The organism is Thermaerobacillus caldiproteolyticus (assembly GCF_015326725.1).
GTDB classification, from domain to species: Bacteria; Bacillota; Bacilli; order Bacillales; family Anoxybacillaceae; genus Thermaerobacillus; species Thermaerobacillus caldiproteolyticus.
This window is the reverse complement of record NZ_CP064060.1, coordinates 3,707,395-3,728,105: the sequence shown is the minus strand read 5'-3', so window position 1 is coordinate 3,728,105 and position 20,711 is coordinate 3,707,395. Positions and strand designations below refer to the sequence as shown.

At 39.7% G+C, this 20,711-nt stretch carries 24 protein-coding genes and 1 tRNA gene; 4 read left to right on the top strand and 21 right to left on the bottom strand.

Annotation, left to right across the window (positions count from 1 at the left end; all coding sequences use genetic code 11):
• Positions 1–148 precede the first annotated feature (148 nt).
• The 3 genes from trmL to queG are packed head-to-tail and all read right to left on the bottom strand — an operon-like array spanning position 149 to position 2,739.
• Positions 149–622, bottom strand: a complete 474-nt coding sequence (trmL, locus tag ISX45_RS18860; protein WP_194519653.1) for a tRNA (uridine(34)/cytosine(34)/5-carboxymethylaminomethyluridine(34)-2'-O)-methyltransferase TrmL — start codon at positions 620–622, stop codon at positions 149–151.
• A gap of 47 nt (positions 623–669) precedes the next feature.
• Positions 670–1,548, bottom strand: a complete 879-nt coding sequence (locus ISX45_RS18855) for an amidase domain-containing protein (protein ID WP_194519652.1) — start codon at positions 1,546–1,548, stop codon at positions 670–672.
• A gap of 60 nt (positions 1,549–1,608) precedes the next feature.
• A complete protein-coding gene (gene queG, locus ISX45_RS18850) occupies positions 1,609–2,739 on the bottom strand; it encodes a tRNA epoxyqueuosine(34) reductase QueG (RefSeq protein ID WP_194519651.1) in 1,131 nt (376 codons plus the stop codon).
• 64 nt (positions 2,740–2,803) lie between these two features.
• On the opposite strand from queG, the gene ISX45_RS18845 reads away from it, so the two are divergent.
• A complete protein-coding gene (locus ISX45_RS18845) occupies positions 2,804–3,469 on the top strand; it encodes a B3/B4 domain-containing protein (protein ID WP_181555561.1) in 666 nt (221 codons plus the stop codon).
• 76 nt (positions 3,470–3,545) lie between these two features.
• Here the strand turns inward: ISX45_RS18845 and ISX45_RS18840 are convergent.
• From ISX45_RS18840 to ISX45_RS18795, 10 genes are all read right to left on the bottom strand, one after another.
• Positions 3,546–3,619, bottom strand: a tRNA-Gly gene (locus ISX45_RS18840).
• A gap of 478 nt (positions 3,620–4,097) precedes the next feature.
• Positions 4,098–4,463 (bottom strand): hypothetical protein, encoded by a 366-nt coding sequence (locus ISX45_RS18835; RefSeq protein WP_194519650.1) that lies wholly within the window; start codon positions 4,461–4,463, stop codon positions 4,098–4,100.
• Between the two features lie 183 nt (positions 4,464–4,646).
• Positions 4,647–5,054 (bottom strand): Ig-like domain-containing protein, encoded by a 408-nt coding sequence (locus ISX45_RS18830; RefSeq protein ID WP_194519649.1) that lies wholly within the window; start codon positions 5,052–5,054, stop codon positions 4,647–4,649.
• A 396-nt stretch (positions 5,055–5,450) separates the two neighbouring features.
• Positions 5,451–6,308, bottom strand: coding sequence for an alpha/beta hydrolase (locus tag ISX45_RS18825; protein ID WP_323744650.1), 858 nt, complete (start codon positions 6,306–6,308; stop codon positions 5,451–5,453).
• A 77-nt stretch (positions 6,309–6,385) separates the two neighbouring features.
• The gene (locus tag ISX45_RS18820) at positions 6,386–7,144 is read right to left on the bottom strand and encodes an alpha/beta hydrolase (RefSeq protein ID WP_194519648.1); all 759 of its coding nucleotides are present in this window, start codon (positions 7,142–7,144) and stop codon (positions 6,386–6,388) included.
• Between the two features lie 37 nt (positions 7,145–7,181).
• Entirely contained in the window at positions 7,182–7,748 is a 567-nt protein-coding gene (locus ISX45_RS18815) for a nitroreductase family protein (protein ID WP_194519647.1), read from the bottom strand.
• 42 nt (positions 7,749–7,790) lie between these two features.
• A complete protein-coding gene (locus ISX45_RS18810) occupies positions 7,791–8,813 on the bottom strand; it encodes a FecCD family ABC transporter permease (RefSeq protein WP_194519646.1) in 1,023 nt (340 codons plus the stop codon).
• Complete coding sequence (locus ISX45_RS18805) at positions 8,806–9,813, bottom strand: FecCD family ABC transporter permease (protein WP_194519645.1); 1,008 nt, start codon at positions 9,811–9,813, stop codon at positions 8,806–8,808. The genes ISX45_RS18810 and ISX45_RS18805 overlap by 8 nt, the downstream gene beginning before the upstream one ends.
• Positions 9,814–9,833: 20 nt before the next feature.
• Positions 9,834–10,835: an iron-hydroxamate ABC transporter substrate-binding protein gene (locus ISX45_RS18800; RefSeq protein ID WP_373367426.1), complete on the bottom strand. Its 1,002-nt coding sequence runs from the start codon at positions 10,833–10,835 to the stop codon at positions 9,834–9,836.
• Positions 10,836–10,935: 100 nt separating this feature from the next.
• Positions 10,936–12,585 (bottom strand): ABC transporter substrate-binding protein, encoded by a 1,650-nt coding sequence (locus tag ISX45_RS18795; RefSeq protein WP_194519643.1) that lies wholly within the window; start codon positions 12,583–12,585, stop codon positions 10,936–10,938.
• 949 nt (positions 12,586–13,534) lie between these two features.
• Here ISX45_RS18795 and ISX45_RS20385 point away from each other — a divergent pair.
• Positions 13,535–13,678 (top strand): IS3 family transposase, encoded by a 144-nt coding sequence (locus tag ISX45_RS20385; protein WP_194519642.1) that lies wholly within the window; start codon positions 13,535–13,537, stop codon positions 13,676–13,678.
• A gap of 92 nt (positions 13,679–13,770) precedes the next feature.
• Here the strand turns inward: ISX45_RS20385 and ISX45_RS18785 are convergent, their stop codons facing one another.
• The 4 genes from ISX45_RS18785 to ISX45_RS18770 all read right to left on the bottom strand — a co-directional run bounded on the left by ISX45_RS18785 (position 13,771) and on the right by ISX45_RS18770 (position 16,370).
• Complete coding sequence (locus tag ISX45_RS18785; RefSeq protein ID WP_194519641.1) at positions 13,771–14,118, bottom strand: DUF4260 domain-containing protein; 348 nt, start codon at positions 14,116–14,118, stop codon at positions 13,771–13,773.
• Between the two features lie 286 nt (positions 14,119–14,404).
• On the bottom strand, positions 14,405–15,292 hold the full coding sequence (locus ISX45_RS18780; protein ID WP_194519640.1) for a PhzF family phenazine biosynthesis isomerase: 888 nt from the start codon (positions 15,290–15,292) through the stop codon (positions 14,405–14,407).
• A 164-nt stretch (positions 15,293–15,456) separates the two neighbouring features.
• On the bottom strand, positions 15,457–15,972 hold the full coding sequence (locus tag ISX45_RS18775) for a GNAT family N-acetyltransferase (RefSeq protein WP_194519639.1): 516 nt from the start codon (positions 15,970–15,972) through the stop codon (positions 15,457–15,459).
• 170 nt (positions 15,973–16,142) lie between these two features.
• Positions 16,143–16,370 carry a toll/interleukin-1 receptor domain-containing protein gene (locus ISX45_RS18770; protein ID WP_194519638.1) on the bottom strand — a complete coding sequence of 76 codons (228 nt, stop codon included), beginning with the start codon at positions 16,368–16,370 and terminating at the stop codon, positions 16,143–16,145.
• A 74-nt stretch (positions 16,371–16,444) separates the two neighbouring features.
• On the opposite strand from ISX45_RS18770, the gene ISX45_RS18765 reads away from it, so the two are divergent.
• Complete coding sequence (locus ISX45_RS18765; protein ID WP_181557609.1) at positions 16,445–16,918, top strand: DUF4365 domain-containing protein; 474 nt, start codon at positions 16,445–16,447, stop codon at positions 16,916–16,918.
• Between the two features lie 218 nt (positions 16,919–17,136).
• Here ISX45_RS18765 and ISX45_RS18760 read toward each other — a convergent pair whose 3' ends face one another.
• The 4 genes from ISX45_RS18760 to ISX45_RS18745 all read right to left on the bottom strand — a co-directional run bounded on the left by ISX45_RS18760 (position 17,137) and on the right by ISX45_RS18745 (position 19,542).
• Positions 17,137–17,676 carry a DinB family protein gene (locus ISX45_RS18760; RefSeq protein ID WP_181557610.1) on the bottom strand — a complete coding sequence of 180 codons (540 nt, stop codon included), beginning with the start codon at positions 17,674–17,676 and terminating at the stop codon, positions 17,137–17,139.
• Between the two features lie 155 nt (positions 17,677–17,831).
• Positions 17,832–18,413, bottom strand: a complete 582-nt coding sequence (locus ISX45_RS18755) for a nucleotidyltransferase family protein (RefSeq protein WP_194519637.1) — start codon at positions 18,411–18,413, stop codon at positions 17,832–17,834.
• Entirely contained in the window at positions 18,397–18,594 is a 198-nt protein-coding gene (locus ISX45_RS18750) for a hypothetical protein (protein ID WP_228485738.1), read from the bottom strand. Before ISX45_RS18750 ends, ISX45_RS18755 begins: the two co-directional genes overlap by 17 nt.
• A 3-nt stretch (positions 18,595–18,597) precedes the next feature.
• On the bottom strand, positions 18,598–19,542 hold the full coding sequence (locus ISX45_RS18745; protein ID WP_194519636.1) for a DMT family transporter: 945 nt from the start codon (positions 19,540–19,542) through the stop codon (positions 18,598–18,600).
• A 115-nt stretch (positions 19,543–19,657) separates the two neighbouring features.
• Here ISX45_RS18745 and ISX45_RS18740 point away from each other — a divergent pair, with 115 nt between their 5' ends.
• Positions 19,658–20,542 carry a LysR family transcriptional regulator gene (locus tag ISX45_RS18740; RefSeq protein WP_194519635.1) on the top strand — a complete coding sequence of 295 codons (885 nt, stop codon included), beginning with the start codon at positions 19,658–19,660 and terminating at the stop codon, positions 20,540–20,542.
• Positions 20,543–20,711: the final 169 nt, after the last annotated feature.

Below are 20,711 nucleotides of genomic sequence, written 5' to 3'. Positions count from 1 at the left end.
TGAAGGAGGAACCGCCGTGAGAACGTTGCTGGTATTAGGTGTAATCGTTGCCTTTTTAACCGCCATTTTTACAGCTGGCTACAATGACAAACCTGGTGTGAAAAATTAATCAATAAAAAACGACCTCCGTATAGAAGGTCGTTTTTTATTAAAATAGCCCATTGAATCGTTGTTGTCGTAACGCTTCATACACTAAAATCGCCGCTGTGTTCGATAAATTAAGGGAACGCACTTTATCGTTCATCGGAATGCGCAAGCAGCGCTCCATATTTGTTTCAATTAACTCTTTTGGAAGTCCGCTCGTTTCGCGACCGAACACAAAGAAGTAATCTTTTTGTGTATCGCTAAAATCAAAGGCATCATAATGCTTTTTCCCAAACTTCGTAATAAAATAAAATTCCCCTTCTTTATATTGATCAAATAGCTCCTGCAATGAATCATAATAAAAGATATTGACATATTGCCAATAATCGAGTCCAGCGCGCTTTAGCATTTTATCATCGGTAGAAAAGCCAAGCGGTCGGATTAAATGTAACACCGTGTCAGTCGCTGCGCACGTGCGTGCAATATTTCCTGTATTCGCTGGAATTTCTGGTTGATATAATACTACGTGTAACGCCACAGTGATTCACCTCAAATTGATGTTCTTCGTCTTATTATACTATACTATTACTTGTCAATAATATGAAAAAACTTATACTGAATATTGGGTGTATAAGCGGTCGAATCTTCATATGACCAGTAGCGCATTCGGCTGTTTGTCGTATGCGCGTTTACTAAAGGCATTCCTTGTTGGTCTTTGGCGACCACGATCGTCGTATGATTGAAGCGCCCGTCTCCTTCAAAATCATAACAAATTACGTCTCCCCGTATTAATTGCTCCGGCGATGATACCTCTACCGCCTGCAATCCAACTCGCGCACTGCTTAAATACCAACGAAATGAATGGGCAACGGCCCAACTATAACTCCAATTATGATTTTTCATCCACCAACCTTTTGCCCGATTCGGGTATCCCGTCATCGGTATGCCGCCAGCGTATAAACATTGCGAAACAAAGTTCGTACAATCAACTTTAAATGTTTTAAATGCCGGATTATAGCTATTCCACCATGTTTCTGCATAGCGTACCGCTTTGATTCGATCATATTCGTAAGAAATTTTCTCTCTAACGGATCGTTCCAACTCAATTTGCTGTTTTGGCTCCATCGTTTCAAAAGGCGTTACCCTTTCATCCTTAACAAGCTCCCCAGATTGAAACCGAGCTCGTCTTTCTTCCACTTGTTCCTCTATATACATCCATCTATTTTGTTTAATTAAAAACTGATAATGGACAAGATATTCAATATCCGCATGCTCCTCGAGTTCGTATTTGCGAACGACTTGCCCTTTTATCGCACATCGAACGATTTCTGCCTCCCGCTTTTCCATTAGGCGATGTTTTCTCTCCATCGCCGGATCATACAGATGGAGCATATCTTCGTTTTTGCTTCCTGACACAAAACATTGCGCACGCTTCGCTAGTAAATCCTGTAATCGCTGTTTCACGTCGCCCACCACTTTCTTTTTGTTACTACGTTATGTGAGCGACAAGCAATTTTTTCCTTATTATTTCAACATCTGCAATGCTTTCTCAATTTCATTGCGAACGTCTTCGTCTTCCTCCGTTTCTTTTGCTTTTTCCAAAGCAGGGAGCGCACGTAGATCTCCGATTTTCCCTAATGCCCACGCAGCCGTTCCTCTAATCACTGGCCGGCTATCCTCTTTTAGCAGCTGTAATAAATCAGGAATCGCCGTTTTATCCTTATAATGTGCTAACGCTAAAATCGCATTGCGCTGAATCGGCTTTTTCCCGCGCCAGGCCCCAGCAATGGAACCGAATTTTTCTTTAAATTCGCGATTGCTAATGTGAAGAAGCGGGATTAATTTTGGTTTTGAAATTTCTGGATCAGGTTCCATTTCCGGATGAAGATGAAAATCTTTTCCTTTATTTTCTGGACAGACCACTTGACAAGTATCGCAACCGTAAAGGCGATTACCGATTTTATCGCGAAACTCATCCGCTAAAAATCCTTTCGTCTGCGTAAGGAACGCAATGCATCGTTGCGCATTGAGTTGGCCTCCTTGCACGAGTGCTCCTGTTGGACAGGCATCAATACATTTCGTACATGTCCCGCAACGGTTTTCAATCGGTTCATCCGGCGGAAAGGGAATGTTCGTAATCATTTCACCTAAATACACATATGAGCCAAATTCAGGCGTAATAATCGAGCAATTTTTTCCGCTCCAACCGATGCCAGCCCTCTCTGCAACAGCACGGTCAGCAAGCTCTCCTGTATCAACCATCGATTTGACTTTTGCATCTGGAGCTTTCTTTAAAATAAATTCCTCTAATTTTGTTAACCGTTCGCGCAAAACATGATGATAATCTCGTCCCCACGAAGCTCTGCAGAAAATTCCTCGCCTTTCCGTTCTTGTACTCCGTGGCGCGTTTTTCATTTTTGACGGATACGCTAAGGCAATCGCGATAATCGACTTCGCCTCAGGTAAAAGTAATGACGGATTCGTGCGCTTTTCAATATCCGGCTCTTCAAACCCAGATTGATATCCTAATTGCTGTTGCTGACGAAGACGCTCTTTTAACTCCACAAATGGATCGGCACTGGCAAAGCCAATTTTATCAATGCCGATCATTTTACTGTATTCAATAATTTCTTCTTTTAATTTTGCCACATCCATCACTATCCCTCCTTTCGCCCAAATTCGGAATATATGTTATACTAAAGAAAAAAGAGGTGAGAAAATGGAAATCGTTGTCTCAGCAGCGGTTAAACAAGCACTGCCCCCGTTTAAAGCGGGAGTCATTATTTACAACAATATCGTTGTTGATCACTCTCCGCAAATGTTAAAAGGAAGATTGCAGCTTTTCCAGGAATCCATTTATTTTGACTTACAAGACACTCCTATTGCTGACATTCCTGAATTAGCAGAATGGCGCGCAGCTTTTAAAGCCATTGGCACCGATCCAAGCCGATACCGTCCATCTTCGGAAAGTTTATATCGGCGCATTCAAAAGCAAAACTTTATCCCGTCGATTCATTCAGCGGCCGATGTGAACAATTTCTTCTCTCTTTATTATAAAATCCCGATCGGCATTTATGACTTAGACAAATTGCAAGGAAATATTTCCATCGACATTGGTACTGATCGCGACGAGTATATCGCTATCAATGGTCGTACGGTCAATTTTGCCCGCAAACTCGTGACAAAAGACGAACTTGGACCGTTCGGAAGCCCTATTGTCGATTCAGAGAGAACCTCCGTCACTCAAGAGACAAAAAACGCAATACAATTTGTCTATTTATTGCCATCTATGAAACAAGAACAATGCGAAAAACTCGTTAATTCTATTCAAAGCATGTTTATACAAATTCACGGAGGAGAAGCTTTTCATCAAATCATTTTGTAATAAAATAAAAAACGCAATGCCCCGTTCTCCCTTAGAAACGAAACACTGCGTTGCCCCCTATGTATTTTATGCATCATGGAGCGGGTGATGGGAATCGAACCCACGACATCAGCTTGGAAGGCTGAGGTTTTACCACTAAACTACACCCGCAAAAAAGCTCGAAATATGTCGACGGAAAATGAAAATAAAAAACAGGTCTACCCTGTCAAAATGGTACTGTTGTATCCCTTCACTTACTAAAAACCTTTTATACCAAAGGTTCTTTTCCTTCTTCTCACCTTTAGATCAATGATTACCGAAAACGATTCGAACTTTCGTGCTGACGATAGATATTATATAATTTATCTCATTTTCGGTCAAGACTTTTTTCTCTATTGAAATAATTAACTAGAAATAAGATTCTGTTTTAGAGTACAAACTCTTAAATAACACCATAAAAAATATATCATTTCATTGACCATTTAACATAGGTAAGGACCTTGGGTAATTTCCAAAAATCAAGCGTTTTCTATTGTTCTTCGATCGCTTCCGTTAACCACCCATGCTACATTTCATGGCCTCAAAGATGATACAAGAAATTCTGTTCCTACATAGAAGTGAAATAGGAAGAGTACATTTTAGAAATCGTTTATTCCAAATTTCTTATCCGTTTTCTAATTTCTGAGGCAATACTTATAGGATCTTTAATCTGAAATATAACATAATTATATTTTTCGTGCCCTTCCAACTCAATAATTACAAGAGGCTCTCTGAGTTCATAAGAAAGAAAATACCATTCATTAGCATATTTAAAGCTCCCCTCATAGATCTCTAGAGGAGATATGGAAGTCCCAGGCATCCTAAGCATCCACCGAGGAGCATCAAAATAGTCTACATATACACTTTTAATTGTACAATAAGGTATTTTTACTTTTCGCTTTAAAGCAAAAAAACTCAAAATTCCTGTTAGCTTTAATGTAAGTTCTGCTTTGTCAAAATGTACTTCCCTGCCCATAATAAGGAGAAACCTCCTCTTCACAAAAAATAACAGCAATACATGCGATTTTTTTCTATATGCTTATACATCCTCCTCCCTGTTCTCCGCATCCGCTTTTTATGCTAACATCAAAAGAACCTGCTTTTCTTATTTGACTAACGGACAGTTTACTTTAGTCGTTAGGCTCTTTTTTATTGAAAACTATACATTTTTGTCAACCTTAAAGGCAATTTTATATTCTTTTTGTTGTGTGTCTTTACCTAAGTCTTTTAAGTCTAACTCCTTGTTTATGAATAAATAGTAATTGCTTCCCGTTTTATACCCCTCTTTAGGAGGAAGAATTTTTATCGTTACATTATTCTCGCGTTGGATTTTTACAGGAATATAGTTATTTCTTTCGTCTAAAACGTAGATGTTATCACTATTTAGCAACGATTCATTGATTCCTTCGTCAAAAACAATAACCCATTCTTTATTACGTTCAACAGTTTGATATAAATCAGTATCTGCTTTTTTAATAGTCTGATGAACATTCGGAGAATTAAAATATAGATAAGTTGATATACACACTGTAAAGATAGACGAAAATAACAATATTTTCTTTTTCACTAATCATACCCCCAGTTTTTTACCATTTTATAATAAATCGAAAATTTTTTCAATTCTTAAACTAATACATGCATTAGATTAAGAAAATTTATAGATAGAACGATAAATAAATATTTATTAACAAAATACATTCAAACATCATTTCAATATAATAAGAAGAAATAGCAATGTCTATTCTGACTGTTACAATTGGTTTTTAAACATTCAGGATATTAAAGAACCAGTGTCAATATGACAACCCCCCCGTATCCGATATGACGCGGGGGTATTGCTTTAAATTAGATTTTTTGTACGCAATAAGAAAACTCCTCAGATCACGGGCATTACGCTACACATCACCTGCTGCGATCCTCCTTCTGCTGTCAGTCGTGGCACTTTAATCATCCTTTGGCTCCTTCACCTTCTCGATGCAAACCGCACAGCGCGGCTGATCAAGGCCGGCAATACCGATACGTGGCCCTCACCCTCAAATTCCTTGAACTCCACGTACACTCCTCGGTCGGCGAAGGCGGACAAGCGTTCTGCAAGCTCCTTCGCGTTGTCATTTATGCGGCTTTTATGACTCTTCTCCAACTCTCCCACTGCCAGTAAGATTTCAACGTTTAGCGTTTCCCGTTCCAAGCGTGACACGAATTGTTGCTCCGCTTCGAGAAGAAGTCGTTTGTTCCAATGAATGGATGGGCTTCCTGCGATATACGTCCGGAAGGCAGTCGGCTTCGTGAAAAGCACATGCAGCGCAAAAAGTCCCCCAAGAGAATGACCAAAGAGCGTTTGCCTCTCGCTGTCAATTTTGAACTCGCATTCTATCTCCGGCTTCAATTCCTCTTCAATAAATTTTAAAAAAACTTCTGCTCCTCCTAGTTCCGGCCATGCGGTTCCGTCGGGTCTGGAAGGCAGTTCAGCAGCGGATACCGGCAGAGTAAAATCATAGAAGCGTGCAGGAGCAAACGGCATTTCCGTCGGATAACCGATACCGACGATCACAGCTGGAAAGACCCCCGTCTTTTCGGGACGACATGCTTGCACGCGCATCGCCTCCACCATCGTTCCGAATACAGCATTGGCATCCAGCAAATAGATGACCGGAAATCCCGAGGGAGGCGGCTCTCCATCAGGTTTGGCCACAAAGATTCGATATTCGCGGTTCCCAGCGCGCGAATGCATCACGCGCTGTTCTGTCCGAGGTATTGTAACCTCACGGCCAGCGGTATCCTTGACCATCATTGCAGCCTGTTCAATTTTTTTGCGAGCCACCGCTAATTCCTCCTCTAAATCTTATTTATTTGTACGCGATGATTGTTGGCGGACAGACAACATCGCAGGCAGAATCTTTAACTCACTGTTTCGTTCGAATATAACCATTTCACCGCTCGAGGGAATCGTCTTGAAAAAAATATGCGGGCATGCGGTGTTCCTTCTTCAAGCACAAACTGCAATCTTTCTCTGGTCAATCCGTTATTCATCAATATGGTATAGGCTTCTTTCGTTCTTGAAACCATTTCTTTCTGGATGTTCTGCTTCTCAATTCCCTCTATACTTCCCACATCCATATAAATTTTCAGTCTGGAATCGATAGTTTTCGATTGCATAAAATCGATGAAACCTTCGTACCAAAACGATCCTGATATTGAACCGATTTTACCAAACACATTGGGGTACAAATAAGCGGCATAAATGGAAATCAGTCCTCCGAGTGACGCCCCGATCATTCCCGTTTGCTGCCGGCGACTGTCCGTCTTGTATTCTCTATCAATATAAGGTTTTAATTTCTCCACAAGAAACGACAGATAGTTGAAGCCCTGGCCGCCAAAATCGGCATATTTATCAGATAAAGCTTTCGCATACCACAGCGTATATTCATCCAATCGATTTTTCGGCTCAATGCCAACCAGTAAAAGCTCTCCAAGTTCGCCGCAAGCAAACATGCGCTCCAATCGCACCAAGGAATTGTTCTGGTGAGGATCGAATAAGTCTCCGCCGTCCTGAACATAAACAACCGGGAATTTCTCTCGACTTGTTTCATAAGAGGGAGGGAGATAGATGAAGAGTTCCCTTCCTTCAAAGAACTCCTTAACCAATGTGCCGTTCATATCGTTCTCCTTATAGTAATCATGACGGATCCAATCATCAAGCTTGATCGAAGACAGTGATCAAATGAGCCGCAGGAATCCTTGGCTGTGCAGGCGGAATCTTGGCAGGATAGCCGATATGAAGATTGCCCACCACTTTTTCACCGGGCTGGATGCCCATTGTTTCACGGAATATGGATTCATGCAACCACCCATACGTCTCCCACACCAATCCGATTCCCTTTTCCCAAGCCAACAAACTGAAGTTGTGGATCACGCAACTGGTCGACGCATAATCTTCTTCCCTGACAATCAGATTGGGATCTTCCTTCATCAGAACAGTCAAAATCATCGGAATGGACATGATTTTGTCATAAAACTTCTGTCCAACTTCTTTCTTTTTGCTCGGGTCGGGTTCCTTTCTCTCTTTGATTTTCCGTACAGCCTCGGCAATCTTCCTGCGTCCTTCGCCATAGGTGAGAATGAAACGCCACGGTTGCGTCATACGATGATTGGGCACCCAAATGGCGGTTTCAAGTAGCTCCATCACAAGTTCGGGAGATACGGGACGATCTTCGAAGGTATGAACCGAACGACGTTCTCTCAACAATTGGCTAAGTTCCATAACAATCCTCCATTTCACCTTATGAACAAGGCCTTTTTCTTCCTACACTTTGGTTTTAAACAACAAGTACACGAAATAAGGGATACCAATGATAGAAATGACAATCCCAACAGGCAGCTCGATCGGGGAAAAGACGGTTTTGGCAATAAAATCGGAAACGATGACTAAAAGCATACCGATGGTTCCGCATACAGGAATGACCCGATGATGATGGATGCCGATCAAACGCTTGGCAATATGGGGCGCTATCAGGCCGACAAATCCGATGTTTCCAGACACGGACACACACGCGCTCACGATGCCAATGCTGCTTAAAAGCAATACATTTTTTTCTTTTTCCGTGGAGACTCCTAAGCTTTTCGCACTGTCTTCCCCCAATTGAAGCAGGTCCAGAATATACGATTTTCTGATGATAATAGGAACTAAAATGACAAGCCATGGCAACATCGAAACGATATATTGCCAATTGGCGTTCCAAATGCTTCCTGTGAGCCATACCGTCGCCATCTCGAAGTCCTGCGGATTCATTTTTAGGGATAAGTATAAAGATAAAGCCCCTAGTCCGGAGCCTGCTGCGATCCCAACTAAGATCAGACGCTGGGGATCCAATCTCCCGTTCCGCCAGGCAAAAAAGTAAATCAAAACGGCGGCTCCCAATCCGCCAATCCATCCGAACAACGGCATTGCCAAGATAGACAGCCATCCACTTCCCGCTATTCGCCCCTCAAAGAAAAACATAAAAATGACAATCGCGGCTCCCGCTCCCGCGTTAATGCCCAAAATCCCAGGATCAGCTAGCCCGTTTCTGCTTATCCCTTGTATCGCAGCTCCCGCGACACCGAGACCGAACCCGACGAGCGCGGCAACTACAATGCGTGGCAGCCGAAAGTCGAAAATGACCAAATCGTGATCCGGAACTGGATCGATTCGCAACAGGGTCTTCAGCACGTCTATGACCGTCATGTCAAATACGCCATTCGTCAGACTGACATAAATCGCAACTAGCACAATTCCGAAACTTATAAGCAGCACTGTCCAATAGCGTCCCGCCGAGTTTTTAGGCATGTTTCCCTCCTCCTCTCTTGTAAATTAAATAGAGGAAGAAAGGCACACCAATCAAGGAAGTGACGACCCCGATCGGTGTCTCAAACGGATAGTTCAAGAACCTGCTGAGGATATCAGACAGAGCCAGAAAGATGGCTCCGAGAACGCCGGCGCAAGGAATAATCCACCGATAATCAACACCAACCAAAAACCGGGTGATATGGGGAATGATCAGGCCCACGAATCCGATATTACCAGCCAGTGCGACGGAAATGCCGGTCAAAATGACGACGCTGGAGACAGCCATCGCCTTGACCAGCATCGTTCTCTGTCCCAAGCTCACGGACACGTCCTCGCCCAATGAGAGAATCGTGATCGATTTGGAAATAAAGAGCGCGATCGCGATACCGACCAGTGCAAAAGGCACCGCGAGTTTGATCAGACCGGGATCCATCTGGTGCAGCCGGGCATTGTACCAAAAACTGATGTTTTGTGAAACTTGAAAATAGGAGGCCATGGCGGCTGAAACACTGCTCAGAAACGTTCCGATGATGGTGCCGATGATCGCCATTCGAACTGGAGACATTCCATCCGGCAAGAGTGACGCTAACCCGAAGACGATGCCCACAGCAAACATCGAGCCGCCAAATGAATACATGATCATATCCAAAGAAGAGGCTCCCGGCGCCAAAATCATACAAAGTGTAATGGCAAAAACCGATCCGTCAGAAACCCCCATAATAGAAGGTGACGCAAGATAGTTTCTTGTCATTCCTTGCATGATGGCCCCAGATATGGCTAGGAACGCTCCGATTAGAAGCGCTCCGATCACCCTTGGCAGCCGGGAATGCATCACGATTTGATGGTTCACATTGTCCGGATCAAAGTGGAAAAACGCATCCCAAACCGTCGTCCAGTCTATATTTTTCGCTCCATATAGAATAGATGCAATGATGATGAACACCATCACAATCGGGGAGAGCCATAGTATGAAAGCCGGCAAAAAAATCTTTGATCGCATATTTATGCTACCGCCTTGTTTTATTCATTGCCCAGCTTCTCCACAGCCGCTTTCAAGAAATTGATTTTACTCCATGCCGTACCGCCTTGCGCGAGCGGATCAACAACGTTCACAAACACTTTGTTATTTTTGACTGCATTGATGCTTTGCCAAATCGGATTGTTTTGCAAGTTTTTGAGTGCATTAGGCTGATCCTTGTTCTCGTCCTCAGAGAACTGCACAAAGATATAATCTGGATTCATTTCACTAAATTTTTCTAGAGAGATCATTTCCTGCGCTTTGGCGTTTTTGATCTCTTGTGGTGCCGTCAGGCCCAAATCCATGTACAGCGAAGGATTGAAAAATACATCTTCTGGATAAATCATGATATTGCCGCCTCTGATGCGAACTATGACGACTTTTTTATCTTTTAGTCGATCACCTAACTGCGCTTTCGCCGCTGCGACATCATCCTTATACTTCTGCAATGCTTTCTCAGCGATGTCTTGCTTACCTGTCAATTCCGCAAGAAGATGCAGATTCGCTTCCCAATTTGTCGATATATGAGAAACCGGAATGGTCGGAGCGATTTTCTCCAATTTTCCGATGACATCCGGCGGGAATTTCGTAGTAGCAAAGATGACATCTGGTTTCAGTTTCAGTATAGTTTCTATATTAGGCTGTGCTTTTTCTCCAATGGATACGGTGGAACCTGTAATTTCCTTGAACATGTCCGGAAACTTGCCGCCGACCGTGATGCCGCCAAGCGGTTTAACTCCCAGAACAAGCGCGTCTTCCATCGTTTCCATACTGCCGGCGATCACAATTCTTTCCGCTTTTGCGGGAACCGTATAATCTTTTCCAAGGTAATGGATGGTTCTTGTTTCATTTGCATCAGCTTTCTTTTCTTGCTCTGTCGTGCTGCTTGTCGAGTTCCCTTCCGCAGCTTTGTCTGGTGCAGATGATTGTTTCGCACCGCAAGCTGTCAATATTAGAATGAGTAAAGCAATAAGACTAAAATAAAGACATTTCCTTTTCATAATAGGTCTAAAGTCCCCCTCTCAATTTCTTCTATTGATAATGATTATCATTAATGATTATAAACTAGGCTCTTTTTTTCTGACCATGGACGGTATCCGGAATTCATTTTGGACAATCTCCAGAAAAAAGCTTCAATGACTCGTCGATGATCCGGTCATGTGCACATGCAGAATACTCCACCCATGGATCCGAAGGAATCAAATAAACTCGGTTGCTCCGAACCGCTTTCAATTCCTGCCATGGTATGGAATATTGCAATGTTTTCCAATAGGCCAATGTTTCATCTTCTTGCCGGACCAACAGGAGAAGTCGATCGGGATCAATTTCAGCCAACTGTTCGATCGTGATCTGCTGATCATAGACGGAACGATCACAACAATACGCGGGAGCCAACTGCAAATCATGATAAAATACTTCAAACATGCTGCGGTTACAGTGAACATATAAATTTTGTTTTGAGATCCGTACAATGAGGAAAGTGTCGTCCCTCACCTCGCGTTTTAACCGAGCTCTTGCAAGGTTCACCTTCCGGTCATAGGTTTTAAGCCAATGCTCCGCTTCTCCTGTTTCACCTAAAAATTCAGCTGTCAGCAGCAGTTGCTCCCGCCAATTCTTCTCCATCCACGGCACATAAAAGATGGGGGCAATCTGTTCAAGCCGCTCTTTCTCTCTGGCATCCAACTCATCCGTGCTGATCACAACATCTGGACGGGCATGGAAAAGCGTTTCGATGTTGGACTCCCAATGTTGATTTTGGCGGTAAGCGCTGAGATGTACGGAAATATCCGTGCGATACATCTTATAGTAATAGGCGGTCCATTTCGGATGAAGCGGCGCAGCATAGGGAATAATCTTGAGAGCAAGCAATTGGCCGGTAATAGGAGATCTATAGGCTGCGATTTTACGACGGCGGCTTTTCATATAAACCGTAGGCGCGACTCCCACTTTCTTCTTGAATTTGCGACTGAAATAAAATTCATCGTGGTAACCGACCTGATGGGCAATGTCCCGCAGCTTAGCATCAGATTGCGCCATGAGTTGCTTAGCCTTGTTGATCCGCAGCTCGGTCAAATAATCGATGGCGCTGATCCCGTACGTTTTTTTAAACAAATCCACAAAATACTTAGGGCTGATTTTAGCTATGCGTGCCAACTGCTCAATCGTCAAATTCTCGTTAAAATAACTTTCCATATAGTCCTTCGCTGACTCCAGCGCCGTTCGCGACTCCCCTGACAGAAGGCGGCGGTTTTTCATAATGTAATAGAGCAATTCCTGAAAAGTGAGTTGACTGCGAAAGCGTTCCAGCCCGTCTTCGCTATGCCAATGACGGTAAATCTCATCGCACAAGGAAGCAAGCTGTCCAGCAGGAGAAACCTGGATTTCTCCCTTCAACGGGAATAAATGCTCTTCTTTCATACCTTGCACGCGCTCATATCTTTGTTCCGTTACCCGAAACACGTCGAACTTAAAAAGAAACATCTTCAGCCCATCCGGATTTTCTGCTTCGGCTCCGTAAGTTTCTCCAGGAGCACACACATAAACAGTGTCCTGCCGCAACCGGCATTCACTACTGTCCAGCATCAATCGTCCTCGTCCGTTTGTCACGACAAAAAGGACATGAGAACCAGTGAGATGCTGCTCGATCTGCCAATTGCCGTCCCCTTTAACAAATTCCATATCCCGAAGTCGAAAAAACAAGCCATCCAACGAAAAATCAATGACTTCCTGCTTAACTGTTTCTTGGTGAATCATATGCTCTCACCGTCCTTATCTGTTTCTGCATCATCTCAATGCAAATAAGCCCTTCGACTTCCGTTGAAAAGCTTTTCGAGAACGTTGTGTATCCTGTCCATGGCATACAACTATTTTTTTAACAAGATTTTCGTAGAAAAACCTTATAATTGATAATGATTATCATTACTATATAGAGTATATCAGATTGCAAAGCAATTTAAAAGTTTAGTGAAAAAGTCCAGCTAATTGATATCCCCCTCTAAAAAGACAGTGTAAAAATCCCACTTTTAATCGTTGGATGTTCCACTATACTTGCAGAGGAGTTTTTATGGCACGAAAAAGGACAAAAATTTCATAGTTATACTGAGAAATTCAAGCAAAGAGCTCATGGATGGGAATGAGGAATTAGGAATCCCAAGTTGTCCTCAAAAGAAGATATAGTTCAAAAAATATCATAAGTGCAGAGAGGAAGAAAAAACACAACAACAAAGAGATCATATACTTAAAGGAGTAACATGTTAGCTTTTCACCGTTCTCGTTCTTTTTAATTGTTATCCAAGAATGCAATTCGCTTTGAAATTCATCACAAGCGAGTCTAAGACTTATGAAAGAAATGAAGACGCAATCCTTGATTAAAAAAACAGCGCTATTTCGGAAAGCAGCTGTCTGTTATTTCCCTAGTCGGCTGAGCCGAGAATTTAGAGCAGATGGTATGTATGTAGCAGAATATGACCTACATCGCATTGGGCACCTGCTTCTTTTGTCTTTCTGCTATTCAAGATCTGTATAACAATAAGACCATACTTGTGATAGACACTGTAGAGGAATTAGCTAAAAAAAGACGTGCATGGAACCATCCTTCATTCTGATCAAGGGTCCCAACACACGCCAAAGCAGTACAACAAACGAATAGAAAAACTTGACCTGATGGGTAGCCACTCTTACAAAGAAAACTGCTTGATAACACTTGCATCGAGTCCTTCTTTTTGCCTCTCAAAACAAAAATGTTGCACTTTCTCAGAATAAAACAGAGCAAGAACTCTATCAAGCCATTGACAACTACATATGGTTTTACAATCATGAACGATTTCAACCACTGTGCCCCAATTGAATACCGAAATACACTACACTGGTCGCTTAGGCCTTTTTATTATCTACTTGCCAAAGGGTAAGACCCTCGTCCCCTTTAGCTGAATAGTTTATTTAAACGCGATTTAAATGCGTGTCTTTAAAATGTGTTGGATATTTTAATCCATAGCCAATCATCCTATCCATTCCAATATGGGCCGACCATATTAAACCTATCGCTAAAACAACTTCGTTTGATAACAATACCCCTAAGATAACAGCTCCAATTGGTAAACTATATGTATGAAATAAGTTATAAAGCACTGCACCAGCCTTATTATTGAGTAAGTACCCTAGCATTGATATATCTGGAGCTAATAACAAAAAGAAAAATAAAAGCCAACTAAATTGATTATAAGAGTAAAAATAAAGACTTAACGATAAGATAGCTGCCCCTTCTAGGTGTAAAAGAATTTTATTCATACCGTCAACTCCTCAATAATAATTACTATTATTCTAATTGAAAAAAGATTACATGATTACGTTATTGAACTAACCTGCCTATTAGTGAAATAAGTTTTGTCCAAACAGCAATGATAAATATGTTTCTGGGTCCTTTTTTCTTTATTAGGAACAGCCTAAAATAATTTACTCATGTTTTTCTTGTTCAGCTATCGCTTCCCGTTAGCCTCCCATGCTGCATTTCGCAGCACCACAGTTACAAAAAAATTTGGTTCTTCTATGGGAGTGAAACAAGAAACCTTACTAACTAAATATGAACTTCAATCTCTTTTACAAAAACAGCTTTACCTGTAATTTCTACTTCATATGAATCCTTATTTTTCATCACACTTACTTTTACTCTTCCATCTCTTCCAATTTCCTGACCTTGTTCAATTAAAAGGTTTAATATGTTATTATCTGCGATATATTTTGCATAATATGCGCCCATTACCCCAGAAGCAGTTCCTGTTACTGGGTCTTCAATCGTGCCAGAGAAAGGCGAAGAAAAATGTCGAGCATGCATATGTGCATTTGAATCATAAGTTTCTAAACAGAAAGGGTGGACAGAAGCCCTTGGCATTTCTTTCAATATACTTGGGAAGAGCTTATTATTTGGTTTCATTCTTTTGAAAGCAATTAGGGTTTTTATTGGAATTAGTAGAGTCCAAGCACCTGTACTTCCGTATAAAATCGGTAAGTTCGGTTCAATATCGTCTTTTTTCAGCCCTATTGAAAAGGCTAATTCTTCAATGGATCCATGAAATTCTTTAAATTGTGGAGATGCTTGTTTCATCGTTATCTCTATTTCGTTTTGCGAATTTCGATTTATTCTTATTGGGAGGATTCCTGCTTTCGTTTCTATGGTTAACTCGCTTTTTTCTTTTAGTAATTCTTTTGTTTTTAATGCATAAATCGTAGCCATTGTTGCATGACCGCATAGATTCATTTCGTGTCCGGGTGTAAAATAACGAATTCTAACGTCGGCTTTATCAGATTTAAGAGGGAAAGCTGTTTCATTAAAGCCTACTTTTAACGCGATTTCTTGCATTTCCTTTTCGGTAAGTTGGTCTCCATCTAAGACTACACCTGCTGGATTTCCCATATTTGGTTCATTGCTGAATGCATCGTAATGATAAACTTTGACTTTCCCCATTTTCATCATCTCCAGAATAAGATTAATCAGTAGTTATTAATTTAATTTTTTCAAAATTTTCTGTGTGATAGTTGCTGTCCTATTAACACATATGCAGTTATGCATTCTCATGCGTAATTTTGAGTTTTTACTCTAGTTTTGCAGCACCATGAATTTATTCAATACTATACTTTATCAATACTTTCCCATCCGTAAGCCATTAGTTTTAAATTATCGTTACCAATTTTTATAAGCTCATTATCAACCACTATTTTTGCTCCCAATCTCTCATAGAAAAAACGAGAATTATTATCTTTTAACACCCATACAATGGAGGAGCGTATATTTAAACTGATGAATTTTTTAAAGAGCTGCCTTAATAATTTCCTACCTATTCCCAAGCCTTGGTACTCTTTTAAGATATAAATGGAGGTTACATCTCCATCATAACCCGGATATTTTCCTGATTTCTCTTTCCCCCCATCTGTGAAGCCGATGATTTGCCCTTCTTCATTTTCCGCAACATATACATAATTATCTTCTCTTGAAATATTTTGAACCCATAGTTTTGTTCTCTGTTTGTATGAAAGTTTATTTAAGAAATCATCAGAGATAATATTTTTATAGGTGGTTCTCCAACAATCAACGTGTACTTTAGCTATACCTTCTGCATCAGATAGAGCTGCTTCTCTTATAATCATTTTTTCATCTCCTTCACTAATTTTAACTTTTTAATATCACTTGGAATTTTTTTACTTTTTAAACTCTCGAATCAAGTATATATTAGTGTTTCTTCGGTCAAGTAATCTGTATTTCATCCTGCTTTCTACACTATAAATCGATGTATTCTCAATAATAGGCGTAATCTTATCTACATAATCGTAGTCCTTGATAATTGGAGAAACTTCATACATGCATTCCTAATACTGTCCATAAACTCTTCAATATCTTCAGAATAATCGATTTCCCTTTTGTCTCTTTTCATTTCGATTCCTTCAGATTCCCTCAACTTTTCATATACTAAATCAGCCCATTTATCATTCTCCCAGCAATATGACAAAAATAACTCTCTTATTCTCCATTTCTGGTAATCCCTCATTCATCCATTTCCGTATTTTCACTTATATAACCATTTTATGTTATGATAAAAAAGAGAGCAGTAGGGGGTACACTATGCCAAATACAGATTGGACAAAGCTCAGTTCTTTACAATTAGGAAGATATGCTGAATATTTTGCAAAAATGGAGTTTGCTTCGTATGGATTAGAAGTCTATACGACAGAAGTAGATGACCATGGTGTCGATTTTATCGTTAAAGATAAAAACGGCCGGTTTTGTGAAATACAAGTAAAGTCGTTAAGAGGAAAAGGCTATGTCTTTATACCAAAGAGCAAGTTCGATATAACTAATAAAAATTTGTATCTAACTCTATTAATTTTTGAAGTTGGGAAACTGCCAGACATATTTCTGATACCAGCAAGAGCTTGGGAAGTGCCGAATGAAGTATTTGTAGATAGAAATTATGATAAGCCAAGCCAAAAAAGCTCACCTGAATACGGTATCAATATTTCTCAAAAAAACTATCCTATACTTGAAATCTTTAGTTTTAAAGAATCTATAAAAGAATTTCTTGTCGATAATGAATAAATGCAAGGGAATACAGATTTGCATTCCCTTCATGTTAGATATTTTTATAATTGTATTGCAGCGTCTCACCAAATATGTATCAGAACCAGTTTATTCAGCAGTTACACGATACCGTTTTTCTGAAATACATTCATTAACTAATTGTTGCATCTTTAACCAACTGATTTCACAGTACTTTATGTTGTTTTAAGAGCAAATTTAGGCGATTTCTTTGGTTCTTATTGAAACGTTCCCGTCACCTTATTTTTCTCCGCTTTATACCATTTACGAAGTTGATTAATATGAGCTTGATGGTATCGATTATGGTCTGCGATATGCCAAATTCCCCAGCGAATCGTTGCTTTTTTTCCGCTTTCATATTCAACGATTTTATCCAATTCACTGTCAGTTAACTGATAACAAACAGACTGAAACATATTGAATACATCATCATAGTCAGTAAGAAGTGTTTCCAATGAAATTCCATAAATTAAAGGAAGTTGATTGTTTTGATCGAACATTGGCCCATACTTTTCTTCAAGCAACTTTGGTACTGGATCACCCTTGATTCTATAAACCCACTTAAGATCCACATATGCTAAATGTCTTATTAATTGTGCCGTGCTATTATATGCTTGATTTGGACCTTTATAATCTAATTCTTCCTGAGACATACCTGCAACAATAGATTTTAATCGTTTATAATTACCATCAACCATCGAAAACAGCATACCTACAATAGGTTCCATTTTTGGTTCGCCTTTTAAATCCAAAATCATTCATTTCACCTCAACTCATAGCTAAAACATAAACTTTTCCCAATAGTTCTTTAACCTTATTACTCTTTTTTGCTCTACTAAACTGCCTATTAGCTAACCGTGCTATGAACGTAGCGCCACAGATTGTATAAGAAATGCTGTTCTTACATGAGCGTTTAATAAGAAGTGTCAATATGAAAAACGTTAACCTTATACCAAATATCTTTCCAGTTCTTTTTTATTATCCGTTCTTCGTAAATTTGTGCTCGTTCTTTTGATTCTTGAAAATAGGGTGTCGGTTTTACTTCCAAGTTAATCACATCATCCACTCCCCAAGGAGCAACCAAAATGATGTCATTCATTTCGTCTAATTTTACACCTAAAGATGTGGCTGTTTCTGGAAACTTTGATATAGCATCTACGGAAGATGAATAAGGAGGAATGTTATTAACAATGTGCATTCTTGCCTCATTTTTCACTGACCAAGGAATGTTAGGAAGAATATTTCTTAACCTAATTTCGAACTTCTTTTCTTCTAATTCGTCCATATTGGTATCATCAAAATAGATAACATCAATATCTGGAATAGGAGTTCTTTCTTTAAAGCCATGTAACGTATCCCATATTTTCGAACGAACAAATCCAGCACAGACCCACCAATCAGGTAAATTTAATGATTTTACTGCTCTTAATATATTCATCATCCACTCGTCTTCTTTAATCAGTTGAATGATATCTTTTTCATTTTTGATCATCATCAATTAAATTCCTCCAATCGAACGTATATCTCCGAATATTTTTTACTAAACTCCCCTTTACTTCAACGAGAAAAGCATTACTTCCTGCTTCTTGAAGTAATGCTTTCATTAGTGAAAGAACAACAAAACCTCCTTCACCGTTATCTGCCACATTATCGAACAAATGAAGAAGCAATTGCACCAATCATATTGGTTCCTCTTTGTTATACGACAGTATACTTTTTTCTTTATTTTGTTTACTATAATTACTATAAATTATAAAAAGGATTCCACTAGACACAAACAATGCCCCTATACCATGGGTTATTGTCAATGGTTCATGAAAAAATACAGTTCCCATAACTGTTGCAGATATAGGCATAACATTGATAAATACAGATGCTGTTGATGCTCCAACATTTTGTATACCCCTATACCACCAAACAAAGCTAATAGCAGAAACAATAATAGCTACATATAGTACGCTTAACCAGACCTCCCATCCACTGCTTTTTATTGAATTCAAAGAGGTATAGTAAATAGCTAAGGGAGATAACAATATCGTTCCGAAGCCTGTTGCATAGGTAGTTGCAGTTAATGGACTGTATTTTTTCATGACAACCTTTCCAATCACTGAATAAATACTCCAACTTAGACAGGCAGAAATTAAAACCAAATCAATCGGAGCAAACCCAAGTTCCAAAATAACACTCAATTGTCCATTCGTTATGATATATAAAGCACCAAATAGAGCTGTTATCACTCCAAGTATATCCTTCCAGCTTATTTCCTCTTTCAAGAAAATAGCTGAAAATAGCGTGATTAAAGGAGCATTTACAGCGATCACCAAAGAACTTTTTACAATAGGTGCATATTTAGTTGCTATAAAAAAACAAATGTTATACAAAAAAATCCCCGTAAGACCAAGCAACGCAAACATTCCCCAGTCCTTTTTCGTCGGAACTGGTTGTTTCGGTTCTTTCCACCACATCAAAGGAAATAAAATGAGGCTTGCTCCAAAAAAGCGGAAAAAGGCAACTGCGACTGGATGTAAGCTTTCAGTTGCAATTTTTCCCGCAATAAAAGCCCCTCCCCAAATGGTTGTAGTTAAAAAAAGAAGAGCATAGGTTTTTATCTTGCTTGTTTTCATTAAAAGTCCTCCCTTTATATAAAATTTCTGTTATAATGAATTTTACAAATATTCGGTCATAGGTGTTATTGATAATAATTGATACCGTAAATCAATATTTTTGATAGGAGTCAAGATGGGGATGAATGTGGATTATTTACAAACGTTCCGTGAAGTGGCTAAATGGAACAGTTTTACGAAAGCAGGGGAAATGTTGGGATATGCTCAATCAAGCGTAACTACGCAAATCAAAAAGTTAGAGGAAGAATTTGGGGTTATTTTATTCGAACGTTGGGGAGGAAAAATCAAACTAACCCAAGCAGGCGTACAATTGTTAGAATATGCAAACAAAATTATTAGCTTGCTGGAGGAAGCCAAACAAAATCTTTCGGAGCAAACTGAGCTTTCTGGAACTTTGTCCATTGGTACAATCGAATCGATTGCAGGTTTTTATCTTCCACCGTATTTACAAGCTTTCAAAAATAAACACCCGAAGGTCAACTTGTTGCTTCAACAAGGGATTTGCAAAGATTTATTAAAAGGGATAAAAGAAGGTAAGTATGATCTAGCCATCATACTTGATCAAAAACAAGAAGACCCTGACTTAAATGTTATCACAATAAAAGAAGAACCATTGGTTTTAGTTGCGAAACCAGACCACCATTTGGTTCGATTCGACCATGTAAGCATCAAGGATTTAAATGGTGAAAAGCTGATTGTTACAGAGCCGAGATGTAGTTATCGTGAAATCATAGAAAAATTATATCATAGTCATGCAATACGACTTGAATACTCTATTGAATTAGAAAGCATAGAAGCAATTAAACGCTGTGTATCATATAACCTTGGAATCGCTTTTTTACCGCTAATGACTGTAGATGAAGAAATAAAAAAAGGAGAACTAGCTTGCATTCCCCTTTCTTCCCCAGAAATAAAAGTGTATTTGCAATTGGTTTACCATAAAAAGAAATGGATTTTACAATCAATGCAACGATTGATAAACCTACTATTGGAGAGTTAATAATATACCCTGAATTTAGGCAATATGAAACTAGAGGATCTTTAAAAGCGTTTTTAAAAATTCCTTATGTGTTATTCGATTTCTTGTGACCTAGGAAACCACAATGGTATATCACGACTTTTGAAGGCTTTTTATAGCCTTTTTCTTTTTTGCCTCTAATCGTTCTTTG

Coding starts and splice junctions, on each gene's coding strand:
- ISX45_RS18805 (WP_194519645.1), bottom strand. CDS start 9,813: ATGCGATCAAAGATTTTTTTGCCGGCTTTCATACTATGGCTCTCCCCG.
- ISX45_RS18755 (WP_194519637.1), bottom strand. CDS start 18,413: ATGATGATCAAAAATGAAAAAGATATCATTCAACTGATTAAAGAAGAC.
- queG (WP_194519651.1), bottom strand. CDS start 2,739: ATGGATGTGGCAAAATTAAAAGAAGAAATTATTGAATACAGTAAAATG.
- ISX45_RS18815 (WP_194519647.1), bottom strand. CDS start 7,748: ATGGAACTTAGCCAATTGTTGAGAGAACGTCGTTCGGTTCATACCTTC.
- ISX45_RS18740 (WP_194519635.1), top strand. CDS start 19,658: ATGGGGATGAATGTGGATTATTTACAAACGTTCCGTGAAGTGGCTAAA.
- ISX45_RS18835 (WP_194519650.1), bottom strand. CDS start 4,463: ATGGGCAGGGAAGTACATTTTGACAAAGCAGAACTTACATTAAAGCTA.
- ISX45_RS18780 (WP_194519640.1), bottom strand. CDS start 15,292: ATGGGGAAAGTCAAAGTTTATCATTACGATGCATTCAGCAATGAACCA.
- ISX45_RS18820 (WP_194519648.1), bottom strand. CDS start 7,144: ATGAACGGCACATTGGTTAAGGAGTTCTTTGAAGGAAGGGAACTCTTC.
- ISX45_RS18775 (WP_194519639.1), bottom strand. CDS start 15,972: ATGATTATAAGAGAAGCAGCTCTATCTGATGCAGAAGGTATAGCTAAA.
- ISX45_RS18760 (WP_181557610.1), bottom strand. CDS start 17,676: ATGATTTTGGATTTAAAAGGCGAACCAAAAATGGAACCTATTGTAGGT.
- ISX45_RS18810 (WP_194519646.1), bottom strand. CDS start 8,813: ATGCCTAAAAACTCGGCGGGACGCTATTGGACAGTGCTGCTTATAAGT.
- ISX45_RS18765 (WP_181557609.1), top strand. CDS start 16,445: ATGCCAAATACAGATTGGACAAAGCTCAGTTCTTTACAATTAGGAAGA.
- ISX45_RS18770 (WP_194519638.1), bottom strand. CDS start 16,370: ATGAGGGATTACCAGAAATGGAGAATAAGAGAGTTATTTTTGTCATAT.
- ISX45_RS18845 (WP_181555561.1), top strand. CDS start 2,804: ATGGAAATCGTTGTCTCAGCAGCGGTTAAACAAGCACTGCCCCCGTTT.
- ISX45_RS18745 (WP_194519636.1), bottom strand. CDS start 19,542: ATGAAAACAAGCAAGATAAAAACCTATGCTCTTCTTTTTTTAACTACA.
- ISX45_RS18785 (WP_194519641.1), bottom strand. CDS start 14,118: ATGAATAAAATTCTTTTACACCTAGAAGGGGCAGCTATCTTATCGTTA.
- ISX45_RS18795 (WP_194519643.1), bottom strand. CDS start 12,585: ATGATTCACCAAGAAACAGTTAAGCAGGAAGTCATTGATTTTTCGTTG.